We start from the raw sequence: 23,968 nt of genomic DNA on the forward strand, positions 1-23,968 counted from the left end.
GAAAGCGACCACCGTACGTCTCACCGCAGGTTGATCGTGGCCGAGGGCCGGTGACGTGGCGGTAAGGGAACAATCTTGAACCCTCCGGCGCCCGAGGGAACGGCTCCCGCCCGGACGGCCGGGTGAAGGGTGACGCGGATCACAGGAACCCGGCGGGGGCGGCGGACAGGTACGGGTGTGGAACGAACAATGCGTACCCGGCTCAGAGCCGGTGACCCGGCGGCTTTCAGCGAGCTGTTCGGCGAACACGCGCAGACGATCTACCGCTACGCCGCCCGGACCACGGGGGACCGGACGGCGGCGGAGGATGTGGTGTCGCTGACCTTCCTGGAGGCCTGGCGGCTCCGCGGACGGCTGAAGCCCGACGCCGACGGCGAGCGCACCGAGTGGATCTTCGACGCCGACTCCCTGGCCTTCCTCGGCACACGCGACTACCTGATCGCCGACTCCAGCCGGGGCAGGGCGGGAACCCTCATGAGCTCCAGCGCCGTCATGTCCCAGACGGTCACCGACCAGGCGGGCTGACCCCGCTCAGGAGGACGCGGCCGGTACGGCGCGCCCTCCCCGGATCAGGGGAAGGCCCGCGCTCAGGCGCTCACGCCGCGCCCCGGAGCGCACGCCGATCTCGGCGAAGTCGTCCGGCCCCGGCTCACCGTCCACCAGGACCTCGGGGACCATGAGAGCCGACAGCGGAACGTCGGGGTCGGGGTCTTCGAGGCCGCCCGCTTCCAGGTCCGTGAGATCCATGTATCGGGGGGCGAGCACCCTGCCCCGCAGGGTGCCGGCGACCAGATCGGGACAGAACTCGTTCCAGAGGATCGTCACCGCCGTGCGCAGGTCGCCGTGGACCTTCACGAGTTTGTCGGTCCAGTTGCCCACGAAGGTCTCGACCTCGACGTCGCCCAGCACGACGAGCTTGACGTCCCCCTCCAGCAGGACGTTGGCGGCGCGCAGGTTTCCCAGGACGACCAGTGCGGCGGCCCCGTCGTCGACGTTGACGATGTTGCCCTCGACGGTCAGGTCGCCGTCGATCACGTAGCCCGTCGCCTGGTCCGGGGTGTCGGCGCACCACGGGGAGCCGTCGTGGTCGTCGAGGGAGAGCTCCCCGGTGACCAGGGCGGCGCCGGGGTGCAGGATGTACTCCTCCTCGTAGAGGTCACGGTAGGTCTCCCGGGCAAGGCCGCGCCGCTCGAACAGCTCGACCGCGGCGGCCCAGGACAGGTAACTGCTCGGCATGGACGGTGACCCTAGCGGGGATCACCGACATCCCACCCGCCGTGCGCCGGGCGGCGGACCGGGTACGGCGCGGCGGAGGCCGCCGTGCGCCGGGGGCCTGGCACCGGGCCGGCCAAGCCGGAGGGGAGGTCACGCGGCGCCGCGGCACCGCCTCCGGCCAGGAAGGCGGCCGCCATCCGACCTCCCGAAGGGATATGCCAGCCTTTTCATGCGTAAGCCTGAAACAGGGACATCGGCCGGCCGAAGACCGATCAAAAACACAAAAAGGCGTTGGTTTTTGGGATTTTTCGCCACACGAAACCAATGGGCATCTCGGCAGTTCAAGCGAGGAGCAAGGCCCGTTCGGCCGGGCCCGCAATCGTCAAAAAAAAAGCGATTGTTAACTCACCTGACCATATCGCCAGGAAATTCATCCGGAATGAAATATGGCGGCGGGTGAAAACGATATCTACGCTTCTTCATATGAGCAGAGCTTCATATGTTTCCGCAGGCGAGGGCTGCGCGGTGCGCATGGTCGATCCGGATCGGGTCGGCACGGTCGCCGAGGCGATGCCGGGGGCGGAGTCGATCAAGGAACTCGCCGGGGTCTTCGCGCTGCTGTCCGACCCGGGGCGGTTGCGGGTGATCATCGCGCTGCTCGAGGGCGGGGAGATGTGCGTGTGCGACATCGCCGCGGCGTGCGGCCACAGCGAGTCGGCGGTCTCCCACACGCTGCGCCTGCTGCGCGCCTGTCACGTCGTGCGGGTGCGCCGGTCCGGGCGCATGGCCTACCACCGCCTCGACGACGCCCACGTCCGGATGCTGCTGGGCCTGGGCCTGTCCCATGTCAGCCACGCCCCGGACACGGCCCGCGGATACCGGCCTCCGGAGCAGGCCCCATGACCTCGCGCCACGACGACCACCGCGCCGATCCGCACGGCCCCCACCCGAACTCCGCGGGACACCGGCCGAACGGACCGGCTGAACGCCCAGAAGGGAACGCGCTCGATGGACCTGCTCTCCCTGCCGATGCCCGGCCTGCTCTCCGGCGTGGCCGTCACGCTGTTACTCGGTGTGGTGTCGTTCGTGTTCGGCCTAGTGCTGGGCGGCCTCGTCATGCTGGCCAGGCTCTCCCGGCGCCGGCCGCTCAGGGTGGCCGCGATCGTCTACGTCTCGGTGTTCCGCGGCACACCGCCGCTCGTCCAGCTCATGCTCGTGTACTTCGGACTTCCCCGGCTCGACGTGCGGCTGCCGCCCGTCCCGTCGGCGATCCTGACCTTCAGTCTCTACGCGGGCGCCCACCTGAGCGAGAACCTGCGCGGCGGCGTCCTGGCCGTCGACGGCGGCCAGTGGGACGCGGCGGGTTCGATGGGGATGTCCCACGGCCTGGCCCTGCGCCGGGTCGTCCTGCCGCAGGCGCTGCGGGTGGCCGCCCCCGCCATCGGCGGCCGGTTCATCTCGCTGATGAAGGACACCTCCCTCGCCTCGGTGATCACGGTGGTCGAGCTGACGCGCGTCGCCGAGACCGCGGGCAGCTCCTCCTTCCGCTACGTCGAGGCGTTCACGGTCGCGGGCGCCGTCTACTGGCTGATCAACACCGTTCTCTTCGCCGGGCAGGGGGCGCTGGAACGACGGCTGGGGAGGGCCTACGCATGAGCGGGAACGTCGCCGTCGACGTGCGGGGGCTGCACAAGCGCTTCGGTGACCTGGAGGTGCTCAGGAGCGTGGACCTGACCGTGTACAGCGGTGAGGTCGTGGTGATCATGGGGCCGTCCGGGTCGGGCAAGACGACTCTCATCCGCTGCCTGAACCTGCTCGACGAGCCCGACGCGGGCAGCGTCACCGTGCACGGCACGACGCTGAGCTATCCGGCGCGGGGGCAGGGCCGTTCGAGGAGGCGCCTGGTCCGTGACATCCGCGCCCGGACGGCCATGGTGTTCCAGCACCTCAACCTCTTCCCGCACATGACCGTCCTGCAGAACGTCATCGAGGGCCCGATCTCGGTACGGCGTCTGCCCCGCTCCCACGCCGTCGAGATGGGCGAGCGTCTGCTGGCCCACGTCGGCCTGGACGACAAGCGTGACGAGTATCCCGCGCGGCTGTCCGGGGGGCAGCGGCAGCGGGTCGCCATCGCCAGGGCGCTGGCCATGGAGCCGGAGGTCATCCTCCTCGACGAGCCGACCTCCGCCCTGGACCCGGAGCTGGGCGCGGAGGTGCTGCGGACCATCCGGAGCCTGGCGGCCTGCGGCACGACCATGGTGGTCATCACCCACGAGATCCCCTTCGCCAGGGAGGTCGCCGACCGGGTGGCGTTCATGGACGCCGGCCACATCCTTGAGGAGCAGCATCCGAACGTCTTCTTCGACGCCCCCGCGACCGCCCGCGCGAGATCGTTCCTGCGTCTCGTGCCCAAGGGCGGCGGGCCCCCGTCCCGGCCTTGAGAAAACAACACGCATCGGAGACGGGCCACGGAGCAGACGCCCGAGGGGCCCCTTCCACGACCACGACCGGTGATCCCGGGGGCGCCCCCGCGAAACCCTGAAAGCCTCGGTGAGGCACGGCATGAGCGAAGGACGCAGGGAACCCGGGGAACACGAGCATCCGCGCGGCGGAACGCGGCCGAGAACGGGGTGCCCCTGTCGACGGTGGGGATCGCGGTGGCGTTCGGTTTCCCGGTCGCGTCGCCTCCTTCACCAGGCGGAGGTGCGCCTGCCCGTCGGAGTCCGGCGGCCTGCACGCCCCGGGCCCCGCACCGGTCCTGACGGGCCCGCAGGGAAGGTCAGAAGAACGAGGCGCCGATGCCGGGGCCGTTCCTGCTGTCGTGGACGGCGACGGTCCCGGGCCCGTCCGCCGCGTCGCAGTACGGCCCATGAACGGTGAGGCCGCCCAGGTCGGCTGGGAACGCGGTGCCGGGCGGAAGGCGCCGCGCGTCGAGGGTGAAGGTGACCCGGGTACCGCTTCCAGGGGGCGGCTCGAACCGCCACACCGCGGTACGAGGCCGGAGACCGGCGAGTTCCTGGCCGAAGCCCCGGCCGTCGCACCACATTTCGGCGGTCGTCGTTCCGCAGAGCGCCGCGATGGCCGCCAGGGACCACCACTCCGGACCGATCAGGGAGCCGTGGTATCCGAGGGGCGGTGAGTCCGGCCAGGTGTGCCGCTGGTTGATCGTCACCGCGAAGCGAAGATCGCCAAGGATTTCGATCACAGAGGTCAGCGAATGGTCCTCCGCGACGTGTGCCGCCGGGTGCAGCGCGTGCTGAGCCGCAACGGACAGGAGCGTGACCGGCAGCCCCGGATCGTCCAGTCCGACGCCGAAGTACATACCGGGCCGTTTGAGAACCACTTCGTCGAACTCGAGCACGGTGATTTCGGCCGCACTGTACTCATGCTGCGCCACGGATCACAGGCTAGCCGCTGGCAGCCGGCCGGTGCGTTTCCAGCGGCCGGGCCGGTGTCAGACGTTCACGCCGCCGGCGAAGGGTGTCGCCCGCCAACGGTCGACGGCGGGTTCGAGGTAGCCCATCAGCTCGGGCAGCTGCGGGACCAGCGTGAGGGCGGCGATGATCCGCAGCATGCCCAGGGCGTTGACGAAGGCGAGGACCTCCTCGTTGAGCGGTCTCATGCCGTTGCGCCGGGCGCCACGGTTGTAGGCGGCCTCGTGCTCGGGCCCGAGAGCGGCCAGGTCCCACTCGACGGGCCCCAGTGTGACCAGTTCGAAGTCGGCGTAGAGATCGCCGTCGACCGCGTTGACGATGTTCGCGGGCGGGCAGTCGCCGTGGACAGGCTGGAGGCCGACGCCGGGGAAGCGGGCCTCGAAGGCGCCGCGTGAGCGTACGAGGGGTTCGAGGAGGCGCCATTCGCGGCGGGCCCGGTCGAGCTCGGCCGCTCCGATCAGGCCGGGATGCCGGTCGAGCAGGGCGAGGCCGTCGGCGATGAACCGCGGGTCGGCCGCGGACAGGAACTCCAGGCGGCGGCCCGGGTAGGCGCGCAGCGCCGCGTGCAGGCCGGCGACGCTCTCGGCGTTCGCCACGTAGTCGGGTTCCCTGTCCCGCGCCTGTTCGACGAACGTCCAGAACGTCATCGAGAACCCGTCGCGTCGCACGGGTTCGCGCGGCACGAGCGGGCTGGGCGCGATCACGGGGACCCCCTGGTCGGCCAGCCACCGCGTGACGTCCAGCTCGTCCCGCTGGCGGCGCGCGAGGGCGGCCAGGTCGCCGGGGCGGGGCAGGACGGTGGGAACCCGGGCCACGACCGGCGAGGGCGCCAGGTGGACGACGACCGAGAAGACGTCGTGGAGCACCGTGGGGCCGGTGACGGTCAGGCCGAGATCACGCCCGGCCGTGACGGCCGCCTCGACGGCGGCGGCGGTGCGGTCGGCGCGCTGCTGTGGTGTCAGGAAAGTGGTCATAATCCCTTGTTTCGGTGCGTTGACGGATATCAGGCGATTCAGGATGGAAGCAGGCCGGGCCGGGTCAGCGCCTGCGGCCGGCGTGCAGTTCCAGCCGCTCGGCTTCGAAGCGCGCACGGAAGCCCCGGTCGTGCGAGACCGCGACCACCGCCCCTGGGTACGCCGCGAGCGCGGACTGAAGGTCCTCGACCAGGTCGAGTGCGATGTGGTTGGTCGGTTCGTCGAGGACGAGAAGGTCCGCGGGCCGGGTCACCAGGGTCGCGATCTGCAACCGCCGCCGCTGCCCCGCCGACAGGGCGGCGACCGGGACGTGCAGGTCCTCCTCACGGAACAGGCCCAGGGACAGGAGCCGTTCGGCGTGCTCGTCCGGCGGCCCGGGCCGTCCCGCGGCGAACGCGGCGAGCAGCGTCAGCCGTGTGGTGTGCGCGGGCGGTTCCTGGGCGAGGTAGGCGATCCGGGCGGGCCGGTGTACCGTGCCCGCGTCCGGCGTCAGGTCGCCCGCCAGGACCCGCAGCAGCGTCGTCTTGCCCGCGCCGTTGTCTCCCGTGACCAGCAGCCGCTGTCCGGGCGTGATCGTCAGGAGCCCGTCCAGGCGCAGGCGTTCCCCGACCCGCACGCCGTCGAGCTCGGCGAGGGGGCCCTGCGCCGGGCCGCCGTCCACCGTCGGCGGCGCCGTCGTGAAACGAAGCGGTGCCGGCGGCCTGGCCACCGGGTCGCGCCGCAGCCGGTCCAGGCGCTCCCGCACCGAGCGCACCTGCCCGCCGAGCTTCGCCTCGCTGGAGCGGCGGTACTTGCCGAAGCCCTGCTTCGGGTCGCGGCCGGTGACGGCCAGCCTCCTGCCCGCGGCCCTGAGCAGTTCCTCCGCGCGGGCCACCTCCTGCGCCCAGTCGGTGTACCGCTGCTGCGCGCCACGCCGGGCGGCGGCCTTCGCGGCGCGGTAGCCGGCCCAGCCGTCGCCGTAGCGGTGCACGGTGCGCTCGTCCCGGTCGACCTCAAGGATCGTGGTGGCGATGCGCTCCAGGAAGCCACGGTCGTGGGTGACCGCGACGACGGTGCCGCGGTGGGCGCGCAGGTGCTCCTCCAGCCAGTGCACGGCCGCCGCGTCGAGGTGGTTCGTCGGTTCGTCCAGGAGCAGCAGTTCGGGGGCGGCGGCCAGGACGCAGGCGAGCGCGAGCCGGGACCGTTCGCCGCCGGACAGCGAGCCGAGCGGGCGCAGCCGGGTGATCCGGGCGAGGCCGAGCCCGTGCATCGCGGCGTCCACCCGGGCGTCCGCCGCGTATCCGCCGCGTCGCTCGTACGCGACGAGCAGCTCGCCGTACGCGGCGAGTTCCTCCTCCGAGGCGCCGGCGAGCGACTCCTCCGCGGCGCGGAGCCTTCGCTCCATGTCGCGCAGTTCGGCCAGGGCGAGGTCGACGGCGTCCTGCACGGTGCGGGCCGCGTCGAGGCCGAGGGTCTGGGCGAGGTGTCCGACGCCTCCGGGGAAGGCGACGGTGACCTGCCCGGCGTCCGGCGGCTCCGCCGCGGCGAGCAGCCGCAGCAGGGTGGACTTGCCGGAGCCGTTCTCACCGACGACGGCGGCCTTCTCACCCGGCCGGACGGTGAAGGAGACCTGGTCGAGGACGGTCCGGGTGCCGTAGCACTTGGTGACGTTCCTGACGGACAGCTGCGCCACGGCAGCGGGCAGGACGGTATGGGCGCGGTCGCGCATATGACTTTCCCTGATCGTACGAAGGGTCCACGGGCGGCAGAGACGGCGGCGTCGGCCGTGCCCGGACTCAGACGAAGAAGAGGAAAGCCATGTCCTCACCATAACAAGGCGAATCACCTCGCCTCAATTCATATGTGCCGTGACGTGCTCCGCGCCCGGCCGGTGACGCGCGCCAGAGCCCCTGCCCGCCGCGGACGCACGGCACCGGTCTGCTGGAGGCCGGAAATCCGGTTGCGCGTCCCGGACGCCCGGGTGGCATCATGAGGCGGTCCGGCACACCGATCGGGGAGAAGCAATGCGGCGAGTCTTCGGAACATCTCAGCCCCTTTTCCGGACGAGAGTTTTCGAGGACTTCTCCCAGCATGCCCACCGTGAACATCGGTCTTCTCGCCCATGTGGACGCCGGTAAGACCAGCCTGACCGAACGTCTCCTCTTCGACACCGGGGCCATCGGGCGCCTGGGCAGCGTCGATGAGGGAAGCACCCAGACCGACAGCGGCGACATCGAACGCAGCCGAGGCATCACCATCCGTTCCGCGGTCGCCCCCTTCCGGGTCGGCGACCTGCAGGTCAACCTGATCGACACGCCGGGACACGCGGACTTCGTCGCCGAGGTCGAGCGCGCGCTCGGCGTGCTCGACGGCGCGGTGCTGCTGCTGTCGGCCGTCGAGGGGGTGCAGGCGCACACCCGGGTCCTGATGCGCGTCCTGCGCGGGCTGAAGCTGCCCACCCTGATCTTCGTCAACAAGGTCGACCGCCCCGGCGCCCGCCCGCAGGAGCTGCTCGAGCGGATGCGCCGCACGCTGTGGCCGTACCTGCTGCCCATGGCGTCGGTCGAGGGCGCCGGTACGGCGGGTGTGCGGGTGAGGCCTGCGCCGCCGCACGACGCGCGGGCGGCGGAGATCCTCGCCGAGCACGACGAGGAACTGCTCGAAGACCTCGTCGCGGGCCGCACCCCCGGGGCGGCGCGGCTTGAGGCGGCGGTGGCCCGGCAGAGCGCGGCGTCCGTGCTGTACCCGGTGTTCTTCGGGTCGGCGCTGGGCGGCCAGGGCGTCGGCGGCCTCGTCGAGGGAATCCGCCGCTACCTGCCGGTGCCGCCCCCGGCGGGCGGCCAGGCGCGGGGGACGGTCTTCGCGATCGAGCCGGGGCCCTGCGGGGAGCGGGTCGCCTACCTGCGGCTGCGCTCGGGCGAGCTGCGCGTCCGCGAGCGCGTCACCTACCGGCGCCGCGAGCCGGGCGGCGGTACGGCCGAGCGCACCGAGCAGATCACCGCCCTGCGGGTCGTCGCGCCCGGCGCGGCCTCCTCCGGCGGCGACCCGGCCAGGGCGGGCGACATCGCCAGGGTGCGCGGACTGTCGGGGGTCCGTGTCGGCGACCTGATCGGCCCGCTGCCGCCCGGCTCCGCCGACGCCTGCTTCCCGCCGCCGAGCCTGGAGACGCTCGTACGGCCGCCGCGACGGAACCAGGCGGCCCGGCTGCGCGCCGCGCTGGTGCGCCTGGCGGATGAGGACCCGCTGATCCAGGCGCGCCTCACACCGGACGGGGCGACCTCGCTGCTGCTGTACGGGGAGGTGCAGAAGGAGGTCATCGCGGCCAGGCTGGAGCGCGAGTTCGGGGCCGGGGCCGTCTTCGAGCCCTCGACGCCGGTGTACACCGAGCGGCCCGCGGGGACCGGGGCGCTCTTGGAGGAGATGAACCACCGGCGCGGGGTGCCCGACTTCTGGGCGACGGTCGGGCTGCGGGTCGAGCCGGGCGCGCCGGGCTCCGGGGTGAGGTTCCGGCGCGAGGTCGAGCTGGGCGCGCTTCCGGCCGCCTTCGACCGGGCGATCGAGGAGAGCGTGCACGAGACCCTGGGGCAGGGCCTGTACGGCTGGCCGGTCACCGACTGCGCCGTCACGCTGACCCACAGCGGCTTCGGCGGGCCGGTCAGCACGGCGGCCGACTTCCGCGGCCTGACCCCGCTGGTCCTCATGGGCGCGCTGCGCCTGGCCGGGACCCGGGTCTACGAGCCGTGTCACTCCTTCGAGCTGGAGATCCCCGCCGAGGCGCTCGGCCCGGTCACCGCCCGGCTGGCCGCGCTGGGGGCGCGGCTGCACGGGTCGGCGGCCCGGGAGGCGGCCTGGTCGGTGGAGGGGGAGATCCCGGCCGGGGCCGTCCACGTGTTCCAGCGTGAACTGCCCGGGCTCTCGCACGGTGAGGGGGTGTGGTGGTCGGCCCCCGGCGGGGACCGGCCGGTGAGCGGGCGCCCGCCCGCGCGTCCGCGCGCCGGCGGCGACCCGCTCGACCGGGAGGCCTATCTGCGTCATCTGGCGGGCAGGTGAGCCGGGCGCCCTCAGCGGGGGGCGCCTCGCCTCGCGGCGGGGAAGCCGCCGGTGCGGGCGCCGATCACGACGGCCAGCACCGGGACCAGCAGGGCCAGGACGCTCCACGGGAAGGAGCCGGGGCCCAGCAGTCCGAGCAGGACCGCCCCGGCGACCCCGCCCGCCGCCATGGCCGCGTTCCACAGGGTGACGAGCATGGCCTGCGCGGTGTCGGCCGCCTGGCCCGCCGCCACGGCCACGGCGGTCTGCAGCAGAGTCGGGGCGCCGCCGAAGCCGAGCCCCCACAGCGTCACCGCCGGGTAGACCAGCGCGGGATCGGCGCCCCGCACGGCCAGGACGGCCGCCGCCACGGAGAACAGGACGCTGGCCGCGACGATGAGGAGCCGTGGCCTGCGGTCGATGTGGGCGCCGACGATCCAGATGCTCACCATGGAGGCGGCGCCGAAGACCAGCAGCACGAGGTCGACGGAGCCGCCCATGCCGGACCGCCGCAGGAAGGTGGCGATGTAGGTGTAGAGGATGGTGTGGGCCAGCACCATGACCAGCGTCACGAACAGGATCGGCACCACGCCGGCGATCCTGAGGGTCGGCAGGATCGGGTGCCGGTCCCGGTGCCGCCGTCCCGGCCGGTCGGGGACCGCCACGGCGATCCACGCCAGCAGGACGGCGGCGATCACGGTGATCGCGGAGAAGGCGGCCCGCCAGCCGAGGAAGCCGCCCAGGAAGGTTCCCGCGGGCACGCCCAGGGACAGGGCGAGCGGGATGCCGGTCATGACGACCGCGATGGCCTTGCCCCGCAGGTGGGCGGGTGCGAGGTGGCCGGCGTAGCCCGCCAGCAGCGCCCACACCAGGCCCGCGGCCACTCCGGCGACGAACCGGCCCGCCAGGCTCAGCGCGAAGTACGGCGAGGCGGCGGTGACCGTGTTGGCGACGGCGAAGCCCGCGACCCCGGTCAGCAGCAGGCGTTTGCGCCGCCATCCGGCCGTGGCCGCGGTGAGGGGGATCGCCGCGACCGCCGTACCGATCGCGTAGATCGTCACCGCCTGTCCCATCGCGGACTCGCCGACCCCGAGGTCGGCGCCCATCGCGGGCAGCACACCCGCGGGCAGGGCCTCGGTCAGGACGGTGACGAAGGCGGCCGTGGCCAACGCGGCCAGAGCGGGCAGGGGTAGTCTCTGATCGCCGGCTCCCGCGACGGGCCCGGCTGATCGTGTGGTGTGGTTTCGCACGTTGCGTATGTTCAAACCATCACATTGATGTGAAGGTCAACGTAACAGGGTGTGAGGTAGGGCACATGCGGATCGGAGAGCTGGCCGAGCGTACCGGCACGCCCCGCAGGCTGCTGCGTTACTACGAGGAGCAGGGGCTGATCCTGCCCGAGCGCTGCGCCAACGGCTACCGCGCCTACGACGAGCGCCTGGTGGACCGGGTCATGCAGATCAGGGGCCTGCTGGACGCAGGGCTGCCGACCCGGATCATCAAGCAGATCCTGCCCTGCCTGGACAGGCCCAGGATCATCCACTTCTCCGACGCGACCCCGGAGATGATCGCCACACTGGAGCACGAGCGCGACCGGATGACCGAGCGCATCCAGTCCCTGACCCGTAACCGGGACGCCATCGCCGACTACCTCGACACGGTGCGCCTCACCCAGGACGACCCGGGCGTCGCCACGCGGAGCTGAACCGGGGCGCGAAGACGCCTCAGAGTTCGAGGTCGCGGAGGTAGGCGTCCAGGGCCGCGGCGCCCGCGAGCATGGCGCGGCCCCGGGCCGCCAACCGCGCCCGCCACTCACCCAGGGCCGACTCCAGCGGGACGACACCCCCGGCGGCACGGACCTGGGCGATCAGCGGGGCGATCCGCTCCAGCGGGTAGCCGCCCCTCCTGAGCTGGTGGGCCAGCCGCACATCCCGCACCTCGGCCGCGCCGTACACCCGGTACCCCGTCTTCGGGTCGCGGCGCGGCCGCACCAGCCCGGCCTTCTCCCACTTGCGCAGCGTGGCCGGGCGCACGCCGAGCCTGCCGGCCAGAGGACCGATGAAGACGTCGCCGCGCTCCTGCGGCACGGGCACCAGGTCACCGAGCGCGACCTCGACCGCCTGGAGGGTGCGGCGGTCCTCAAGCGACTGGGCGTGACTGTCGTCGAGCAGCCGCAACGCCTCCTCGAGCGCGCCCCGGTTGACCGCCCGCATCACCGACGTCGCCGTCCGGTGGCCGTGCCCGGGCACCAGGGCCAGGAAGGCACGCAGCGCCCGCGCGTGCAACGGCGTGTAGACGCGGTAGCCGTGAACGGTGCGCCCGGCGGCCGGCAGCACCCCGTCCTGCTCGTAGTTCCTGACCGCCTGGGCGGACAGGCCGTGCTCACGCGCCAGGTCGACCGGCCTCATGAACGCACCACCGTTTGAAGGTCCACCAAGACGGACACTGGATTTTCCGCGGAAAGTTTACACCGGATGTTCAACGATACCGTTGAGGGAATGGACATCAAGGAAACCGCCTGGCCGCTCGACGGCGCGGGCGTGTCGGCCCTGCTGCGCTCGCTTCCCGCCCGCCCCCTGCTGCTCGGCCTGGGCGAGGCCAGGCATCTGGTGGAGGACCTGGGCAGCGCACGCAACGAGATCTTCCGGCACCTGGCCGAGCACGAGGGCTACCGCTGCTTCGCCATCGAGAGCGACTGCCTCATGGGCCTGCTGGTCGACGACTACGTCACGAGGGGAGAGGGCACCCTCGACGACGTCATGCGGCGCGGCTTCAGCCACGGCTTCGGCGCCCTGGAGGCCAACCGCGAACTCGTGCGCTGGATGCGCTCCCACAACGACAAGCACGACGACAAGCTTCGCTTCTTCGGCTTCGACGGCCCCCTGGAGTACTGGGCGGCGAGCCCGCGCCAGGCGCTCACCGCCCTGTACGACCTGCTGGAGGACCCGCCTGCCCGTACGGTCGTGACCCGCCAGACCCTTGAGGAACTGCTGGGCCCGGACGAGCGGTGGTCCGACGAGGCCACGGCCACGGACCCCTCCCGGTCGATCGGCCGCTCCGCCGAGGCCCTGCGGCTGCGCGTGATCGCCGACGACCTGGTGGCGCTGCTGGAGACGCAGGTCCCGCGGCTGAACCCCCGCGACAGGTGGCGGGCGGAGCTGTACGGGCGCACCGCCGTCGGCCTGCTGCGCTACCACCACGGGATGGCCGAGGACTCCCCGCACCGCTGGGGCCGCCTGTCGGCGCTGCGGGACGCGATGATGGCCGCCAACCTGAGCGCCGTCGCCGAACACGGCCCGGCCCTGGTCTACGCCAGCAACCTCCACCTGCAGCGCGGCGAAAGCCTGATGCCGTTCGGCGAGCGGACGCTGCGGTGGTGGGGCGCGGGGGCCATCACCGCGGCGCGCCTGGGCGACCGGTACGCCTTCCTGGCCTCGGCCTTCGGCACGGTCGGCGACGACGTCCCGCCCCCGGACACCGTCGAGGGCGCCCTGTCCGCGCTGCCGTGGGAACGCTGCCTCCTGGACGCCCGCCGCCTGGCCGAAACCGTCACCGCCGCCGGCTCCGGGCCGCGCCGTTCCCGCGACTTCGCCTACTTCCCGCTCGACCCGGCCCGCCTCGGCGGAATCGACGGCGTCGTCTTCCTCAGGCGGGTCACCCCCACTCCCTTCTGACCCTCCCGCGCCTCAGGATGCCGGAAACAGCCGCTCCAGCCAGGCCTGCCAGGCCCGCCCCAGCTCCTGCTCACCTGCGCCGCCGGAGTAGACGTGGTGGGCCAGGAACACCGCGTCGCCCCTGCGTTCCCCCGAGTGGAGGAACCGGTACAGCGCGTCGCCGGTGCGCACCCCCAGGCAGGAGAACGGGTCGGCGTAGTCGAGCACGCCCTCGATCGGCGCGAGCCCCTCGGGGGCGACGCTCACCGGCTCACCCACGGCGGCCGTCGCGGGCAGCCCGAGCGCTCCGGTCAGGGCGGCCCACGCCCGCTCGGGACCCGCGGCCCCCACCTTGAGCGCCGAGACCGGTGTGCCTCTGAGGCCGGGAAAGTGCCTCAGGTAGGCGGCCAGGGTGTGCAGGTACATGTCCCAGCCGGACTGCATGGCCTCGTACTCGCTCTCCCAGTCGCCCTCCAGGAAGCCCTCGTGCACCAGCCTGAGCACGGTGGAGCCCCTGTCGCGGCCCTCGACGAGCCACTCGAACGCCATGAACGTCCCGTCCTCGCCCCGGCCGGTGCGGTAGGCGAACCGGCCGGGCGGCTCCCAGGAGGTGATGGTCGCCTCCTCGACGGCGCCGCCGACGGTCAGCCGCGTCGAACCGCCCTGCCGGGGTTCGATCCGGCTGCGCCCCATGAACCAGGAGTCGACCCCGGGCCCGGTGGCGATGGCCTGCCAGACCTCCTCGGGGTCGGCCGCCAGCTCGACCTGCCTGCGCACCTCGAACTCGTGGCCCATCACGGCTCCTTACGGCCCGGCGCCCCCGGGGCCCGGGAGTCGGGACTGGGGTGGACGGCGACGATGAGCCGGTGCTCACGCCCGCCGGGGGCGTCCTCGTCGTGGTACTTGCCGACGAGGGCGCCGACGGCGGCGGCGAGCTCCTCGGCGAAGGCGGCGCGCTGGGCCGCCGAGGCGAAACGGACGTGGCCGTCGATGGTCAGGGTCGCCAGCCGTTTACGGGCCTGGGCCGCGCCGCCGATGAGCTCGCCGACCTCACGGACCAGCCGGGCGGCGACCGCCAGCAGCCAGCGGGCCGACAACGCGTCGGGGGAGCGGTCCGGGTCGGGCTGCACCGCGGCCAGCGCCAGCGGGGAGATGACGTAGGAGGCCGCCGTCGCCCGCATCACCCGCTCGGTCATGTTGCCCTTGCGGCGCTCCTCGACCAGCTCGATCAGCCCGTGCCGCTCCAGGGCCCGCAGGTGGTAGTTGACCTTCTGCCGGGGCAGGCCCAGCCGGGCGGCCAGCATCGTGGCCGAGGCCGGCTGCGACAACTCCGCCAGCAACCGCCCCCGCACCGGGTCAAGGGACGCCTCGGCCGCCGCCGGGTCCTCGATCACCGCCACTTCCAGCATGCCCCAACCCTCTCACCGACAATATTTGCCGTCAAAGCGCCGGCGGCCGTACGGCGGGGCCCGTCAGCCCCGCCAGCCTCCCTCGTCGACCCCGCCGGGCACCTCGGCCGCCGGGTCGTAGGGGGTGCGGGTGAACACGAAGGTGTTGAGGTCGAGGTGGCTGACCGACCCGTCGGCGCCGCGCACCACGCTGAGCCGCTCCCCGGCGTAGTAGCCGTCCAGGCCGAGCCAGGTCCCGTCGTCCTGGGCGACGAAGCGCGAGGCCCGCCCCGCGGCGCCGATCGGGGCCAGCGACAGGCCCCGATCGGGCAGCAGCCGCAGCGCGTAGGCGCTCGGCCCCCAGTACCACGGCCCGGTCAGCTCCAGCAGGCCCGCCTCGGCCGCCGAGGGCCGCCACTCGGCGGGCATGCGCGGCTCGTGCTCGTCCAGGACGGCCATCATCTCGCCCAGGAACGTACGGCTCATCCCCGAGGTGGAGTTGGTCAGGAACAGCACCCCGGTGCGGTCGCCCGGGTCGGCCCACACGGTGGCCAGGAAGCCCGGCATGGAGCCGGTGTGCCCGGCCAGGCGCCGCCCGCCCGCGCGGGCCAGCTGCAGGCCCAGCCCGAACCCGCCGGTCCAGGCGTCGCCGTCGTCGACGGTCGCGGGCTCGCGCATCTCGGCGACCGTCGCCGGGTCCAGCACACCGCCGGTGTCCCCGGCGACGAACGCCGCCCACCGGGCCAGGTCGGCGGCGGTGGACCAGAACTGCCCCGCCGGGGCCATGGCGAGCGCGTCGTGCTCGGGCTCGGGCAGCAGGACGTCGGCCCACGGGTGGACGGCGTAGCCGTGGGCGTGCGGGGCGCTCGGCCGGGTGGTGGTGCGGTCCATGCCCAGCGGCTGCAGCACCTCCGCGCGCACGGCCCGCGCCCAGTCCGTCCCGCGCTGCCTGGCGACGAGCTCGCCCAGCAGGGCGAAACCGAGGTTGGAGTAGTGGAAACGGCGGCCGGGCCGGTGGCGGGAGGTCTGCGGGCCGAGACGGGCGATGAGCTCCTCGACCGGCACGCCCGGGGTGCGCTCCCACCACTGCCCCGGCGGCTCGGCGGTCAGCCCGCCGGTGTGCGAGAGCAGCTGCGCGACGGTCACCTCCCCGACGGGCGTGCCCGGCACGTGCTTGCCGATCGGGTCGAGCAGGTCGACGCGGCCCTCGTCGCGCAGCCGCATGACCACGACGGCCACCATGCTCTTGGTGATCGAGCCGATCCGGTACTGGGTGTCGCGGGAGGGGGCCTCCTCGCCCACCAGGCCGCGCGAGCCGAACCAGGCCAGGCTCCCGTCGCGCACCACGGCCGCCGCCAGGGACGGCAGCCGCGACTCGGCCTGCTCGACCGCGACCCTGCGCAGCAGCGCCCGAGCCGTACTCTCCAGAAGCGGCGACATCAGACTGATACCTCCCCGACACGACGTGTGTGCTCAGGCTAGTGCCCGGGAGCCCCGGCGGCACCCGCGAGAACGAGCCCGCGGCGCTCGTCCGGGGCCGCCCGTGGGCCGTCCCCCGGATCATCCGCCGGCCGCCGCGGTGCGGCCGGGGACCCCTCCCCACCCTATGATCACTATAAGTCATGATATGACTACTTTTAGTGTGATGGCTGAGAGGGATGCGGGACCGGCTGGCCCCGCGCCGAGGGGGCAGCGATGGACACGACCGAGTGGTTTCCCGCCATGCCACTGCAGGAGTGGGAGAGCACCAAGGAGACCCTGCACCGGTTCACCCAGATCGTCGGCAAGGTACGGCTCGCCGAGAGCACCCGCCACAACCACTGGTGGAACGTGCCCTTCCACCTGACCGGGCGGGGCATCACCACCCGCCCCTCCGGAGGGTTCGGCGGCGCTCCGGTCTTCACGATCGACTTCGACTTCGTCGCCCACACCCTGGCCGTCAACCGCCTGGACGGACGCGGCGTGACGTTCAGCCTCGTCGGCCACTCGGTCGCCTCCTTCTACCGGACCCTGTTCGAGGTGCTGGAGGGCCTGGGCGTCACCACCCGCATCGAGGCCGAACCGTTCGGCCTCACCGACGCCACCCCCTTCGCCCAGGACGCCAAGCACGCCGACTACGACCCGGCGCTGGTCAACCGCTACTGGCGCGTCCTGACCCAGGTCGGCCTGGTGCTGGACCGCTTCGCGGCGGGCTTCTGCGGCAAGGTCAGCCCGGTCCACCACTTCTGGCACACCTTCGACATCGCCGTGACCCGCTTCTCCGGCCGCCCGGCGGGCCCCCAGCCCCAGGCCGACCCCGTCACCCGGGAGGCCTACTCCCGCGAGGTGATCAGCAGCGGCTTCTGGTTCGGCGACGAGGCGATGCCCTGGCCCGCCTTCTACTCCTACACCGCCCCCGAACCCGAGGGCCTGGCCGGGGAACCGCTGCGGCCCGAGCAGGCGGCCTGGCTGCCGCAGCGGGGCAGCCACCTGGCGGTGCTGCGCTACGACGACGCGCGCGCCCACGACGACCCGGTGGCCACCGTGCTCGACTTCCTCGACAGCGCCTACCAGGCGGGCGCCCGCCGCGCCGGCTGGAACGGGGCGCTGCTCATCAGCCCGCCCGGCGTCACCGACGCCCTCCTGGAGGAGGAGCCGTGACCCGGCCGTCCGTCCGGGTGGCCCTCTGGGCCTCCGCCGGGGCCGTGGCCTGCGGCGCGCTCGCCGCGACCCCGGCACCCCCCACCACCCCGGCCACGGCGACACCCACGGTGACGCCCACGGCGACATCCACGACGGCGCGGCCCGCCGTACCGCCCGGCACCGCGCCGCAGGGCTTCACACGCATCGGCGGCCCCGCCAACGGGCTCACCGTCGCCGTCCCGCAGGACTGGGTCGCCCTCGACCTGTCCAGGGACGACCTCGACAAGAGCCTCACCTCCATCGGCCTGTCCGGCGAGGCCCTGGAACAGGCCAGGCGAAGCCTGCGCCCGCTGGTGGCCAACAAGGCGGTCTGGGCCTCCGACCGCACCTCCGCCGCGACCTCCCCCAACCGCTTCGCCACCAACCTCAACGCCTTCTGCCAGGAGAGCCCGGACGTGCCCGCCGACCAGATCGTCGCCGACGTCAAACGGCAACTGGGCCAACTCGGCGCCACGATCTCCCAGGCGGGCGAGGTCCCGATCGACGACGGCACCGCCGTGCGGGTGGTCTACCGGCTGCCCTCCCGCGGCATCGACATCAGAGGCACCCAGTACTACACCCGCTCCTCCTCCTCGGGCAGGACCTGCATCCTGACCCTCAGCACCGACAAGGACGGCCTGCAACCCCTGTTCGACCGGATCGGCAGGACCCTCACCCCCCGGTGAGGCACCACCCGGAACCGAAATTGCCGATCAACCGCGTTCACTCCTACGCTGGGGGCGACATTCGGCAGGGAGGTCACCGGTGGCACGCGAGGACGGTTCCGCACCCCCCGGCACCAGCATCTCCGGAGTCCTCGAACGGATCACCTACGCCAACGAGGAGACCGGCTACACCATCGCCAGGGTCGCCACCGAACGGTCGGGAAACGACCTGCTGACCGTCGTCGGGCCGCTGCTGGGCGCCCAGCCGGGGGAGTCGCTGCGCCTGACCGGCCGCTGGAGCACCCACCCCCGCTACGGCAGGCAGTTCGAGGTGTGGTCCTACGCCACCGTGCTGCCCGCCACCGTGCAGGGCATCCAGCGCTACCTGGGCTCCGGCCTGATCAAGGGCATCGGGCCGAAGATGGCCGAGCGGATCGTCGCCCACTTCGGGACCGACACCCTCGACATCATCGAGACCGTCCCCGAACGACTGGTCGAGGTCCCCGGCCTCGGCCCCAAACGAACCAAGATGATCGCCGCCGCCTGGGAGGAACAGAAGATCATCAAAGAGGTGATGATCTTCCTGCAGGGCGTCGGGGTGACCACCTCCATCGCCGTGCGGATCTTCAAGCAGTACGGCGAGGCCTCCATCACCGTCGTCAGGAGCCAGCCGTACCGGCTGGCCGACGACGTGTGGGGGATCGGCTTCAAGACCGCCGACACCATCGCCCAGGCCGTCGGCATCCCGCACGACAGCCCCGAACGCGTCAAGGCCGGGCTGCGCTACACCCTGTCCCAGGCCGCCGACGACGGCCACTGCTACCTGCCCGCCCCCAACCTCGTCGCCGACGCCGTCAAGATCCTCCAGGTCCCCGCGGAGCTGACCGTCCAGTGCCTGGAGGAGCTCGTCGCCGAGGAGGGCGTGGTCCGCGAGGAGATCCCGGCCGGTGACACCGTCGTCCCCGCCGTCTACCTCGTCCCCTTCCACCGCGCCGAACTGTCCCTGGCCGGCGCGCTGCGCGCCCTGCTGAACTCCGGCCACGACCGGCTGGAGGCCTTCAAGACCGTCGAGTGGGACACCGCCCTGACCTGGCTGCGCAAACAGACCGGCGCCGACCTGGCCGAAGAGCAGGCCCAGGCCGTACGGCTGGCGCTGAGCGAGAAGGTCGCGGTGCTGACCGGCGGCCCCGGCTGCGGCAAGAGCTTCACCGTCCGCTCCATCGTCACCCTGGCCCGCGCCAAGAAGGCCAAGGTCATCCTGGCCGCCCCCACCGGCAGGGCCGCCAAACGCCTGTCGGAGCTGACCGGCCACGAGGCGACCACCGTGCACCGGCTGCTGCAGCTGCGCCCCGGCGGCGAGGCCACCTTCGACCGCGACAACCCCCTGGACGCCGACCTCGTCGTGGTCGACGAGTCCTCCATGCTGGACCTGCTGCTGGCCAACAAACTGGTCAAGGCCGTCGCCCCCGGCACCCACCTGCTGTTCGTCGGCGACGTCGACCAGCTTCCCTCCGTCGGCGCCGGCGAGGTCCTGCGCGACCTGCTGGCCGCCCAGGAGCAGATCCCCCGCGTACGGCTGACGCACATCTTCCGCCAGGCCCAGGAGTCGGGCGTGGTCACCAACGCCCACCGCGTCAACACCGGCCTGCCCCCGGCCCTGGAGGGCATGAAGGACTTCTTCCTGTTCCCCTGCGAGGAACCCGAGGAGATCGCGGCGCTGACGGTCGACGTGGTGGCCAGCCGCATCCCCCGCAGATTCGGCCTCAACCCGCGCCGCGACGTGCAGGTCCTGGCGCCGATGCACCGGGGCGCCGCCGGGGCGGGCAACCTCAACACCGTGCTGCAGGAGGCCCTGACCCCCTCCAGGGAGGGCATGCCGGAACGCCGCTACGGCGGGCGCGTCTTCCGGGTCGGCGACAAGGTCACCCAGCTGCGCAACAACTACGACAAGGGCGCCGCCGGGGTGTTCAACGGCACCGTCGGCACCGTGGTCGACATCAGGCCCGACGACCACAAGCTGACCGTGCTGACCGACGAGGAGGAGAACGTCGAGTACGCCTTCGACGAACTCGACGAACTCGCCCACGCCTACGCGGTCTCCATCCACCGCTCCCAGGGCAGCGAATACCCCGCGGTGGTCATCCCGCTGGCCACCAGCGCCTGGATGATGCTGCAGCGCAACCTGCTCTACACCGCGATCACCCGCGCCAAGAGACTCGTCGTCATCGTCGGCTCCCGCCGCGCCCTGGCCCAAGCGGTGCGCACCCGCGGCGCCGGGCGCCGCCACACCAGCCTCACCCACCGCCTGCGCTCACCCTGACCCCGGGCGGCCCTCCCGCGGGGCCCGGCGGGCGGTGACTTGGACGTCACGCATCCGTTCATGCGCGTGCGTGTCCAAGTCACCCCCCGCGCCCGGCCCGGCCGCGCCGGCGCCGGGCATCATGGGGCCGACCCGATCTGAGGAGAGCCCCCTGATGCCCTACGGATTCGACCCCGAGCTCGCTCCGTTCACCGCCGACCTGCTGCCCGAGCACGACCTTCGTGACACGGTGACCTCCCGGCAGGTCCTCAAGGAGTTCTTCAGCTCGATGCCCGGCGGCTTCCCCGACACCGTGACGGTCGAGGACCGCCACATCCCCGGCCCCGGCGGGCCGGTACGGGTGCGCCTGTACGCCCCGCGCGAGCGCTCGGCCGAACCGGCCCCGGCGATGGTCTTCATCCACGGCGGCGGCTTCATCGTGGGCCAGATCGAGATGGGCGACGCGCTGCTGGCCTCCCTGGCCGAGACCATGGGCGTGGTGTCGGTCTCCGTCGACTACCGCCTCGCCCCGCAGGACCCCTACCCCGCCGGCGTCGAGGACTGCTACGCCGCGCTGGTGTGGACCGCGCAGAACGCCGCGGAACTCGGCGTCGACCCGGCGCGGATCGCCGTGGGCGGGGAGAGCGCGGGCGGCGGCCTGTCGGCCGCGGTCGCGCTGCTGGCCAGGGACCGCGGCGGCCCCGCGCTGTGCCTGCAGTACCTCGGCATCCCCGAACTCGACGACCGCCTGGACACCCCCTCCATGCGCGCCTTCGTCGACACCCCCGGCTGGAGCCGCGACAAGGCCGAGATCAGCTGGGACTACTACCTCGGCCAGGCCCACCGGCCCGGCGGCGACGACGTCCCGATCTACGCCGCCCCGGCCAGGGCCGAGGACCTGTCGGGGCTTCCCCCGGCGTACGTGGTGGTGTGCGAGTTCGACCCGCTGCGCGACGAGGGCCTAGCCTACGCCGCCAGACTCGTGCAGGCCGGGGTCCCGGTCGGCCTGCACATGTACCCGGGGACCTTCCACGGCTGCTCCTGGGTCCCCGACGCCCAGGTCTCCCGCCGGATGCAGGACGACCTGATGTACGCCCTGCGCCGCGCCTTCCACCCGGTCAAGGCCCCCGCCGCGCCCGGAACGGCGCTGTGAGCCTTCTCACGAACATCCGGTGAACACCGTGCCTCACCCGCCCGGGTGAGGCACGAACCGGCCGGAACGGCCGCCCCCGTCACCGAAAGTAACCTAAATGTGATTCAACTCTCACGAACCGTGCATAGTGCTCCAGCGTCACCTATTAGAGTTTTTAGACGCACTTTGCGGTTGGGGGAGAGAGCTGTGCTGAACATGGAACGCCGTGACCTGAGGAAACCGCTGGCCGCACTGGGCCTGGCCGCCGCCCTGCTGGCCACCTCCTGCTCCGGCGGCACCCCGGCGGCACCCGGCGCCGCAGGCACCCCCGGCGGCGAGACGGCCACCCCCACACCCGCCGCCCCCACCATCAGGATCAGCCCCGCCCAGGGCGGCGCCGCCGTACGGCCCGACCGCAAGGTCGTCGTCACCGCCGACGGCGGTGCCCTGGAGGAGGTCACCGTGCAAAGCGGCAGCCACAAACTCGAAGGCGACTTCGACGCCCAGCGCACCAAGTGGACCTCCACCGTGCCCATGGAACCCTCCAGCACCTACGACGTCTCCGTCCGCACCGTGGACGGCACCACCGCCACCAGCACCTTCACCACACTCAAACCGAAGGTGGAACTGGCCGTCGCCGACGTCACCCCGGCCATCAAGGGCGAGAAGGTCGGCGTGGGGGCGCCGATCATCGTCACCTTCAACCAGCAGGTCGCCAACAAGGCCGCCGTGGAGAAGGCCCTGGAGGTCAAGGCGGAGAAACCCGTCCCCGGCGCCTGGCGGTGGATCAACGACACCACCGTGATCTACCGCACCGCCAAGTACTGGCCCGCCCACCAGAAGGTCACCTTCACCGCCCGCATCAAGGGCGTCCGCGGCGGCAAGGACATGTACGGCGTCAAGAACCTCACCAAGGTCATCCGCATCGGCGCCGCCCAGATCTCCGTCGTCGACACCCGCAAGCACAAGATGATCGTCAGACGCGACGGCAAGGTCGTGCAGACCATGCTGATCAGCGCGGGCAAGGGCGACACCCGCGAGTACACCACCACCAGCGGCGTCCACCTCACCATGGGCAAGGCCAACCCCGAACGGATGATCTCCCCGGGCCGCAAGAAGGGCGACCCCGGCTACTACGACCTGATGATCAACCACGCGGTGCGCTTCTCCAACAGCGGCGAATACGTCCACGCCCTCAACAACGTCTGGGCCCAGGGCCGCCAGAACGTCAGCCACGGCTGCGTCAACGCCCGCCCCGACCAGGCCAAATGGTTCTACGACCAGGTCCAGCGCGGCGACGTGATCACCATCACCGGCACCACCCGGCAACTGGAGTGGAACAACGGCTGGGGCTTTTGGCAGATGCCGTTCAAGGAGTGGCGCAAGGGCAGCGCCCTCAAGGCCTGACCACCCGCCCCTCCGGCGAGGCCGCGCCGCCACGGCGCGGCCACCTCACAACAGGCTGATCTGCGTCGGCGCCGGAAGCGCCAGCGGCAACGGCTGCTCCGGCCGCGTCGGGCTCAGACCGTAACGGGCGGCCACCTGCAGCACCTGCCCCACCACCGCCCGCACGTACACCGGATCGGCCTCCGCCCCCGCGGCGTACAACTCCCCGTACCGGGCCACCAGCCCCGGATGATGCTCACCCACCCACGCCATGTACCACTCCCGCGCCCCCGGCGGCAGCCGCAGCACCCGCGGCGTCAGGCTGACCGCCCCCGCCGCCGCCACCCGCCGCACCGTCGCGGAGATCTGGTCGGGGGAGTCGGTCAGCAACGGCAGGATCGGCGCCATCTCCACCCCGCTGGGCACCCCCCGCCCGTTCAGCTCCTCCACCAGCTCCAGCCGCCGCTGCGCGTCCGGCACCCCCGGCTCCACCCCACGCCGCACCCGGTCGTCGACGAACGCGATCGAGACCACCACCCCCGCCCCCGGCGCCCCCGCCAGCAGATCGGCGTCCCGCAGGATCAGCGTCCCCTTGGTGTGCACCGTGAACGGCGCCCCCGCCTCACGCAACGCCGCCACCACCCCCGGCATCAGCCGGTAGACCTCCTCGACCCCCTGATAACAGTCACCCGCCATCCCCACGGCGACATGCTCACCGTCCCACCGGGAGACCAGCTCCGCACGCAACCGCCGCACGATGTTGGTGCGCACCACGATCCGCGAGTCGAACCCGGCACCGCCGTCCAGCCCGAGCCGGCGATGACCGTGCCGCGCCGAACAGTAACGGCACCCCCCGGCACACCCCTGATAGGGACTCACCGTCCACCCCTGCCCCGTCCGCTCAAGCGCCGTACGGGCCTGCACCTCGTAACAGGTCACCGCGCCGTGCACCCGGGTCACCGCCGAACGCGCGATCCGCGGCCCACCCCTGGCGGGCTCGGGCAACAGGGCGGGAGCCTCCCAACGCATGCCGCTCAGTGGAACACGCATTCGACACCCCTCGCAAGTGAAACCGCCGCACCGGGTTTCCGGCCCCCAACCCCGCCAGAAATGGTACGGTCATGCCGGTTTCGGAGGGGATGTAAGCAGAATT

22 protein-coding genes are annotated in these 23,968 nt (G+C 72.4%); 12 read left to right on the forward strand and 10 right to left on the reverse strand.

What is annotated here, in order from left to right:
* Nucleotides 1–177 precede the first annotated feature (177 nt).
* Nucleotides 178–525, forward strand: a complete 348-nt coding sequence (locus ABT340_RS21045; protein WP_352012476.1) for an RNA polymerase sigma factor — start codon at nt 178–180, stop codon at nt 523–525.
* Nucleotides 526–531: 6 nt separating this feature from the next.
* Here ABT340_RS21045 and ABT340_RS21050 read toward each other — a convergent pair whose 3' ends face one another.
* Nucleotides 532–1,236, reverse strand: coding sequence for a bactofilin family protein (locus ABT340_RS21050; protein WP_352012477.1), 705 nt, complete (start codon nt 1,234–1,236; stop codon nt 532–534).
* Between the two features lie 462 nt (nt 1,237–1,698).
* Between ABT340_RS21050 and ABT340_RS21055 the strand changes: the two genes are divergently transcribed.
* The 3 genes from ABT340_RS21055 (at nt 1,699) to ABT340_RS21065 (ending at nt 3,656) form a co-directional block, all read left to right on the forward strand.
* Nucleotides 1,699–2,118, forward strand: coding sequence for an ArsR/SmtB family transcription factor (locus ABT340_RS21055; protein ID WP_352012478.1), 420 nt, complete (start codon nt 1,699–1,701; stop codon nt 2,116–2,118).
* A 105-nt stretch (nt 2,119–2,223) separates the two neighbouring features.
* Nucleotides 2,224–2,871, forward strand: coding sequence for an amino acid ABC transporter permease (locus ABT340_RS21060; RefSeq protein WP_352012479.1), 648 nt, complete (start codon nt 2,224–2,226; stop codon nt 2,869–2,871).
* Nucleotides 2,868–3,656 (forward strand): amino acid ABC transporter ATP-binding protein, encoded by a 789-nt coding sequence (locus tag ABT340_RS21065; RefSeq protein ID WP_352012480.1) that lies wholly within the window; start codon nt 2,868–2,870, stop codon nt 3,654–3,656. Before ABT340_RS21060 ends, ABT340_RS21065 begins: the two co-directional genes overlap by 4 nt.
* 338 nt (nt 3,657–3,994) lie before the next feature.
* Here the strand turns inward: ABT340_RS21065 and ABT340_RS21070 are convergent, their stop codons facing one another.
* The 3 genes from ABT340_RS21070 to abc-f all read right to left on the reverse strand — a co-directional run bounded on the left by ABT340_RS21070 (nt 3,995) and on the right by abc-f (nt 7,331).
* The gene (locus ABT340_RS21070; protein ID WP_352012481.1) at nt 3,995–4,612 is read right to left on the reverse strand and encodes a hypothetical protein; all 618 of its coding nucleotides are present in this window, start codon (nt 4,610–4,612) and stop codon (nt 3,995–3,997) included.
* A 57-nt stretch (nt 4,613–4,669) separates the two neighbouring features.
* A complete protein-coding gene (locus ABT340_RS21075; RefSeq protein ID WP_352012482.1) occupies nt 4,670–5,623 on the reverse strand; it encodes an aminoglycoside phosphotransferase/kinase family protein in 954 nt (317 codons plus the stop codon).
* A 64-nt stretch (nt 5,624–5,687) separates the two neighbouring features.
* On the reverse strand, nt 5,688–7,331 hold the full coding sequence (gene abc-f, locus ABT340_RS21080) for a ribosomal protection-like ABC-F family protein (protein WP_352012483.1): 1,644 nt from the start codon (nt 7,329–7,331) through the stop codon (nt 5,688–5,690).
* A 362-nt stretch (nt 7,332–7,693) separates the two neighbouring features.
* Between abc-f and ABT340_RS21085 the strand changes: the two genes are divergently transcribed.
* A complete protein-coding gene (locus tag ABT340_RS21085) occupies nt 7,694–9,652 on the forward strand; it encodes a GTP-binding protein (protein WP_352012484.1) in 1,959 nt (652 codons plus the stop codon).
* Nucleotides 9,653–9,663: 11 nt separating this feature from the next.
* Here the strand turns inward: ABT340_RS21085 and ABT340_RS21090 are convergent, their stop codons facing one another.
* Nucleotides 9,664–10,881 (reverse strand): MFS transporter, encoded by a 1,218-nt coding sequence (locus ABT340_RS21090; protein WP_352012485.1) that lies wholly within the window; start codon nt 10,879–10,881, stop codon nt 9,664–9,666.
* Nucleotides 10,882–10,946: 65 nt separating this feature from the next.
* On the opposite strand from ABT340_RS21090, the gene ABT340_RS21095 reads away from it, so the two are divergent.
* Entirely contained in the window at nt 10,947–11,336 is a 390-nt protein-coding gene (locus ABT340_RS21095; RefSeq protein WP_352012486.1) for a MerR family transcriptional regulator, read from the forward strand.
* 19 nt (nt 11,337–11,355) lie between these two features.
* Here the strand turns inward: ABT340_RS21095 and ABT340_RS21100 are convergent, their stop codons facing one another.
* Complete coding sequence (locus tag ABT340_RS21100) at nt 11,356–12,039, reverse strand: MerR family transcriptional regulator (protein ID WP_352012487.1); 684 nt, start codon at nt 12,037–12,039, stop codon at nt 11,356–11,358.
* Nucleotides 12,040–12,129: 90 nt separating this feature from the next.
* Here ABT340_RS21100 and ABT340_RS21105 point away from each other — a divergent pair, with 90 nt between their 5' ends.
* The gene (locus ABT340_RS21105; RefSeq protein WP_352012488.1) at nt 12,130–13,305 is read left to right on the forward strand and encodes an erythromycin esterase family protein; all 1,176 of its coding nucleotides are present in this window, start codon (nt 12,130–12,132) and stop codon (nt 13,303–13,305) included.
* A gap of 12 nt (nt 13,306–13,317) precedes the next feature.
* On the opposite strand, the gene ABT340_RS21110 is transcribed toward ABT340_RS21105, so the two are convergent.
* The 3 genes from ABT340_RS21110 to ABT340_RS21120 form a co-directional block, all read right to left on the reverse strand.
* Nucleotides 13,318–14,079, reverse strand: a complete 762-nt coding sequence (locus ABT340_RS21110; RefSeq protein ID WP_352012489.1) for an SRPBCC family protein — start codon at nt 14,077–14,079, stop codon at nt 13,318–13,320.
* Nucleotides 14,079–14,693 carry an ArsR/SmtB family transcription factor gene (locus tag ABT340_RS21115; protein ID WP_352012490.1) on the reverse strand — a complete coding sequence of 205 codons (615 nt, stop codon included), beginning with the start codon at nt 14,691–14,693 and terminating at the stop codon, nt 14,079–14,081. The genes ABT340_RS21110 and ABT340_RS21115 overlap by 1 nt, the downstream gene beginning before the upstream one ends.
* 63 nt (nt 14,694–14,756) lie before the next feature.
* Nucleotides 14,757–16,112, reverse strand: a complete 1,356-nt coding sequence (locus tag ABT340_RS21120; protein WP_352012491.1) for a serine hydrolase domain-containing protein — start codon at nt 16,110–16,112, stop codon at nt 14,757–14,759.
* A gap of 255 nt (nt 16,113–16,367) precedes the next feature.
* On the opposite strand from ABT340_RS21120, the gene ABT340_RS21125 reads away from it, so the two are divergent.
* The 5 genes from ABT340_RS21125 to ABT340_RS21145 all read left to right on the forward strand — a co-directional run bounded on the left by ABT340_RS21125 (nt 16,368) and on the right by ABT340_RS21145 (nt 22,836).
* Entirely contained in the window at nt 16,368–17,312 is a 945-nt protein-coding gene (locus tag ABT340_RS21125) for a DUF5996 family protein (RefSeq protein WP_352012492.1), read from the forward strand.
* Nucleotides 17,309–18,019, forward strand: coding sequence for a hypothetical protein (locus ABT340_RS21130; protein ID WP_352012493.1), 711 nt, complete (start codon nt 17,309–17,311; stop codon nt 18,017–18,019). Before ABT340_RS21125 ends, ABT340_RS21130 begins: the two co-directional genes overlap by 4 nt.
* A 79-nt stretch (nt 18,020–18,098) precedes the next feature.
* On the forward strand, nt 18,099–20,318 hold the full coding sequence (recD2, locus tag ABT340_RS21135) for an SF1B family DNA helicase RecD2 (protein WP_352012494.1): 2,220 nt from the start codon (nt 18,099–18,101) through the stop codon (nt 20,316–20,318).
* A 154-nt stretch (nt 20,319–20,472) separates the two neighbouring features.
* Nucleotides 20,473–21,450 carry an alpha/beta hydrolase gene (locus ABT340_RS21140; protein ID WP_352012495.1) on the forward strand — a complete coding sequence of 326 codons (978 nt, stop codon included), beginning with the start codon at nt 20,473–20,475 and terminating at the stop codon, nt 21,448–21,450.
* A 195-nt stretch (nt 21,451–21,645) separates the two neighbouring features.
* Nucleotides 21,646–22,836, forward strand: coding sequence for a L,D-transpeptidase (locus ABT340_RS21145; protein ID WP_352012708.1), 1,191 nt, complete (start codon nt 21,646–21,648; stop codon nt 22,834–22,836).
* Nucleotides 22,837–22,881: 45 nt separating this feature from the next.
* Here ABT340_RS21145 and ABT340_RS21150 read toward each other — a convergent pair whose 3' ends face one another.
* Entirely contained in the window at nt 22,882–23,865 is a 984-nt protein-coding gene (locus tag ABT340_RS21150; RefSeq protein WP_352012496.1) for a radical SAM protein, read from the reverse strand.
* Nucleotides 23,866–23,968 lie beyond the last annotated feature (103 nt).

It is taken from the genome of Streptosporangium sp. NPDC000239 (assembly GCF_040300765.1).
In the GTDB taxonomy this organism is placed as follows: Bacteria; Actinomycetota; Actinomycetes; order Streptosporangiales; family Streptosporangiaceae; genus Streptosporangium.

What these genes read in the sequence shown, in the direction of transcription:
- ABT340_RS21120 (WP_352012491.1), bottom strand. Translation starts at nt 16,112, where the DNA reads ATGTCGCCGCTTCTGGAGAGTACGGCTCGGGCGCTGCTGCGCAGGGTC.
- abc-f (WP_352012483.1), bottom strand. Translation starts at nt 7,331, where the DNA reads ATGCGCGACCGCGCCCATACCGTCCTGCCCGCTGCCGTGGCGCAGCTG.
- ABT340_RS21060 (WP_352012479.1), top strand. Translation starts at nt 2,224, where the DNA reads ATGGACCTGCTCTCCCTGCCGATGCCCGGCCTGCTCTCCGGCGTGGCC.
- ABT340_RS21100 (WP_352012487.1), bottom strand. Translation starts at nt 12,039, where the DNA reads ATGAGGCCGGTCGACCTGGCGCGTGAGCACGGCCTGTCCGCCCAGGCG.
- ABT340_RS21075 (WP_352012482.1), bottom strand. Translation starts at nt 5,623, where the DNA reads ATGACCACTTTCCTGACACCACAGCAGCGCGCCGACCGCACCGCCGCC.
- ABT340_RS21065 (WP_352012480.1), top strand. Translation starts at nt 2,868, where the DNA reads ATGAGCGGGAACGTCGCCGTCGACGTGCGGGGGCTGCACAAGCGCTTC.
- ABT340_RS21125 (WP_352012492.1), top strand. Translation starts at nt 16,368, where the DNA reads ATGGACACGACCGAGTGGTTTCCCGCCATGCCACTGCAGGAGTGGGAG.
- ABT340_RS21145 (WP_352012708.1), top strand. Translation starts at nt 21,646, where the DNA reads ATGGAACGCCGTGACCTGAGGAAACCGCTGGCCGCACTGGGCCTGGCC.
- ABT340_RS21115 (WP_352012490.1), bottom strand. Translation starts at nt 14,693, where the DNA reads ATGCTGGAAGTGGCGGTGATCGAGGACCCGGCGGCGGCCGAGGCGTCC.
- ABT340_RS21095 (WP_352012486.1), top strand. Translation starts at nt 10,947, where the DNA reads ATGCGGATCGGAGAGCTGGCCGAGCGTACCGGCACGCCCCGCAGGCTG.
- ABT340_RS21055 (WP_352012478.1), top strand. Translation starts at nt 1,699, where the DNA reads ATGAGCAGAGCTTCATATGTTTCCGCAGGCGAGGGCTGCGCGGTGCGC.
- ABT340_RS21150 (WP_352012496.1), bottom strand. Translation starts at nt 23,865, where the DNA reads ATGCGTGTTCCACTGAGCGGCATGCGTTGGGAGGCTCCCGCCCTGTTG.
- ABT340_RS21085 (WP_352012484.1), top strand. Translation starts at nt 7,694, where the DNA reads ATGCCCACCGTGAACATCGGTCTTCTCGCCCATGTGGACGCCGGTAAG.
- ABT340_RS21110 (WP_352012489.1), bottom strand. Translation starts at nt 14,079, where the DNA reads ATGGGCCACGAGTTCGAGGTGCGCAGGCAGGTCGAGCTGGCGGCCGAC.
- ABT340_RS21050 (WP_352012477.1), bottom strand. Translation starts at nt 1,236, where the DNA reads ATGCCGAGCAGTTACCTGTCCTGGGCCGCCGCGGTCGAGCTGTTCGAG.
- ABT340_RS21105 (WP_352012488.1), top strand. Translation starts at nt 12,130, where the DNA reads ATGGACATCAAGGAAACCGCCTGGCCGCTCGACGGCGCGGGCGTGTCG.
- ABT340_RS21140 (WP_352012495.1), top strand. Translation starts at nt 20,473, where the DNA reads ATGCCCTACGGATTCGACCCCGAGCTCGCTCCGTTCACCGCCGACCTG.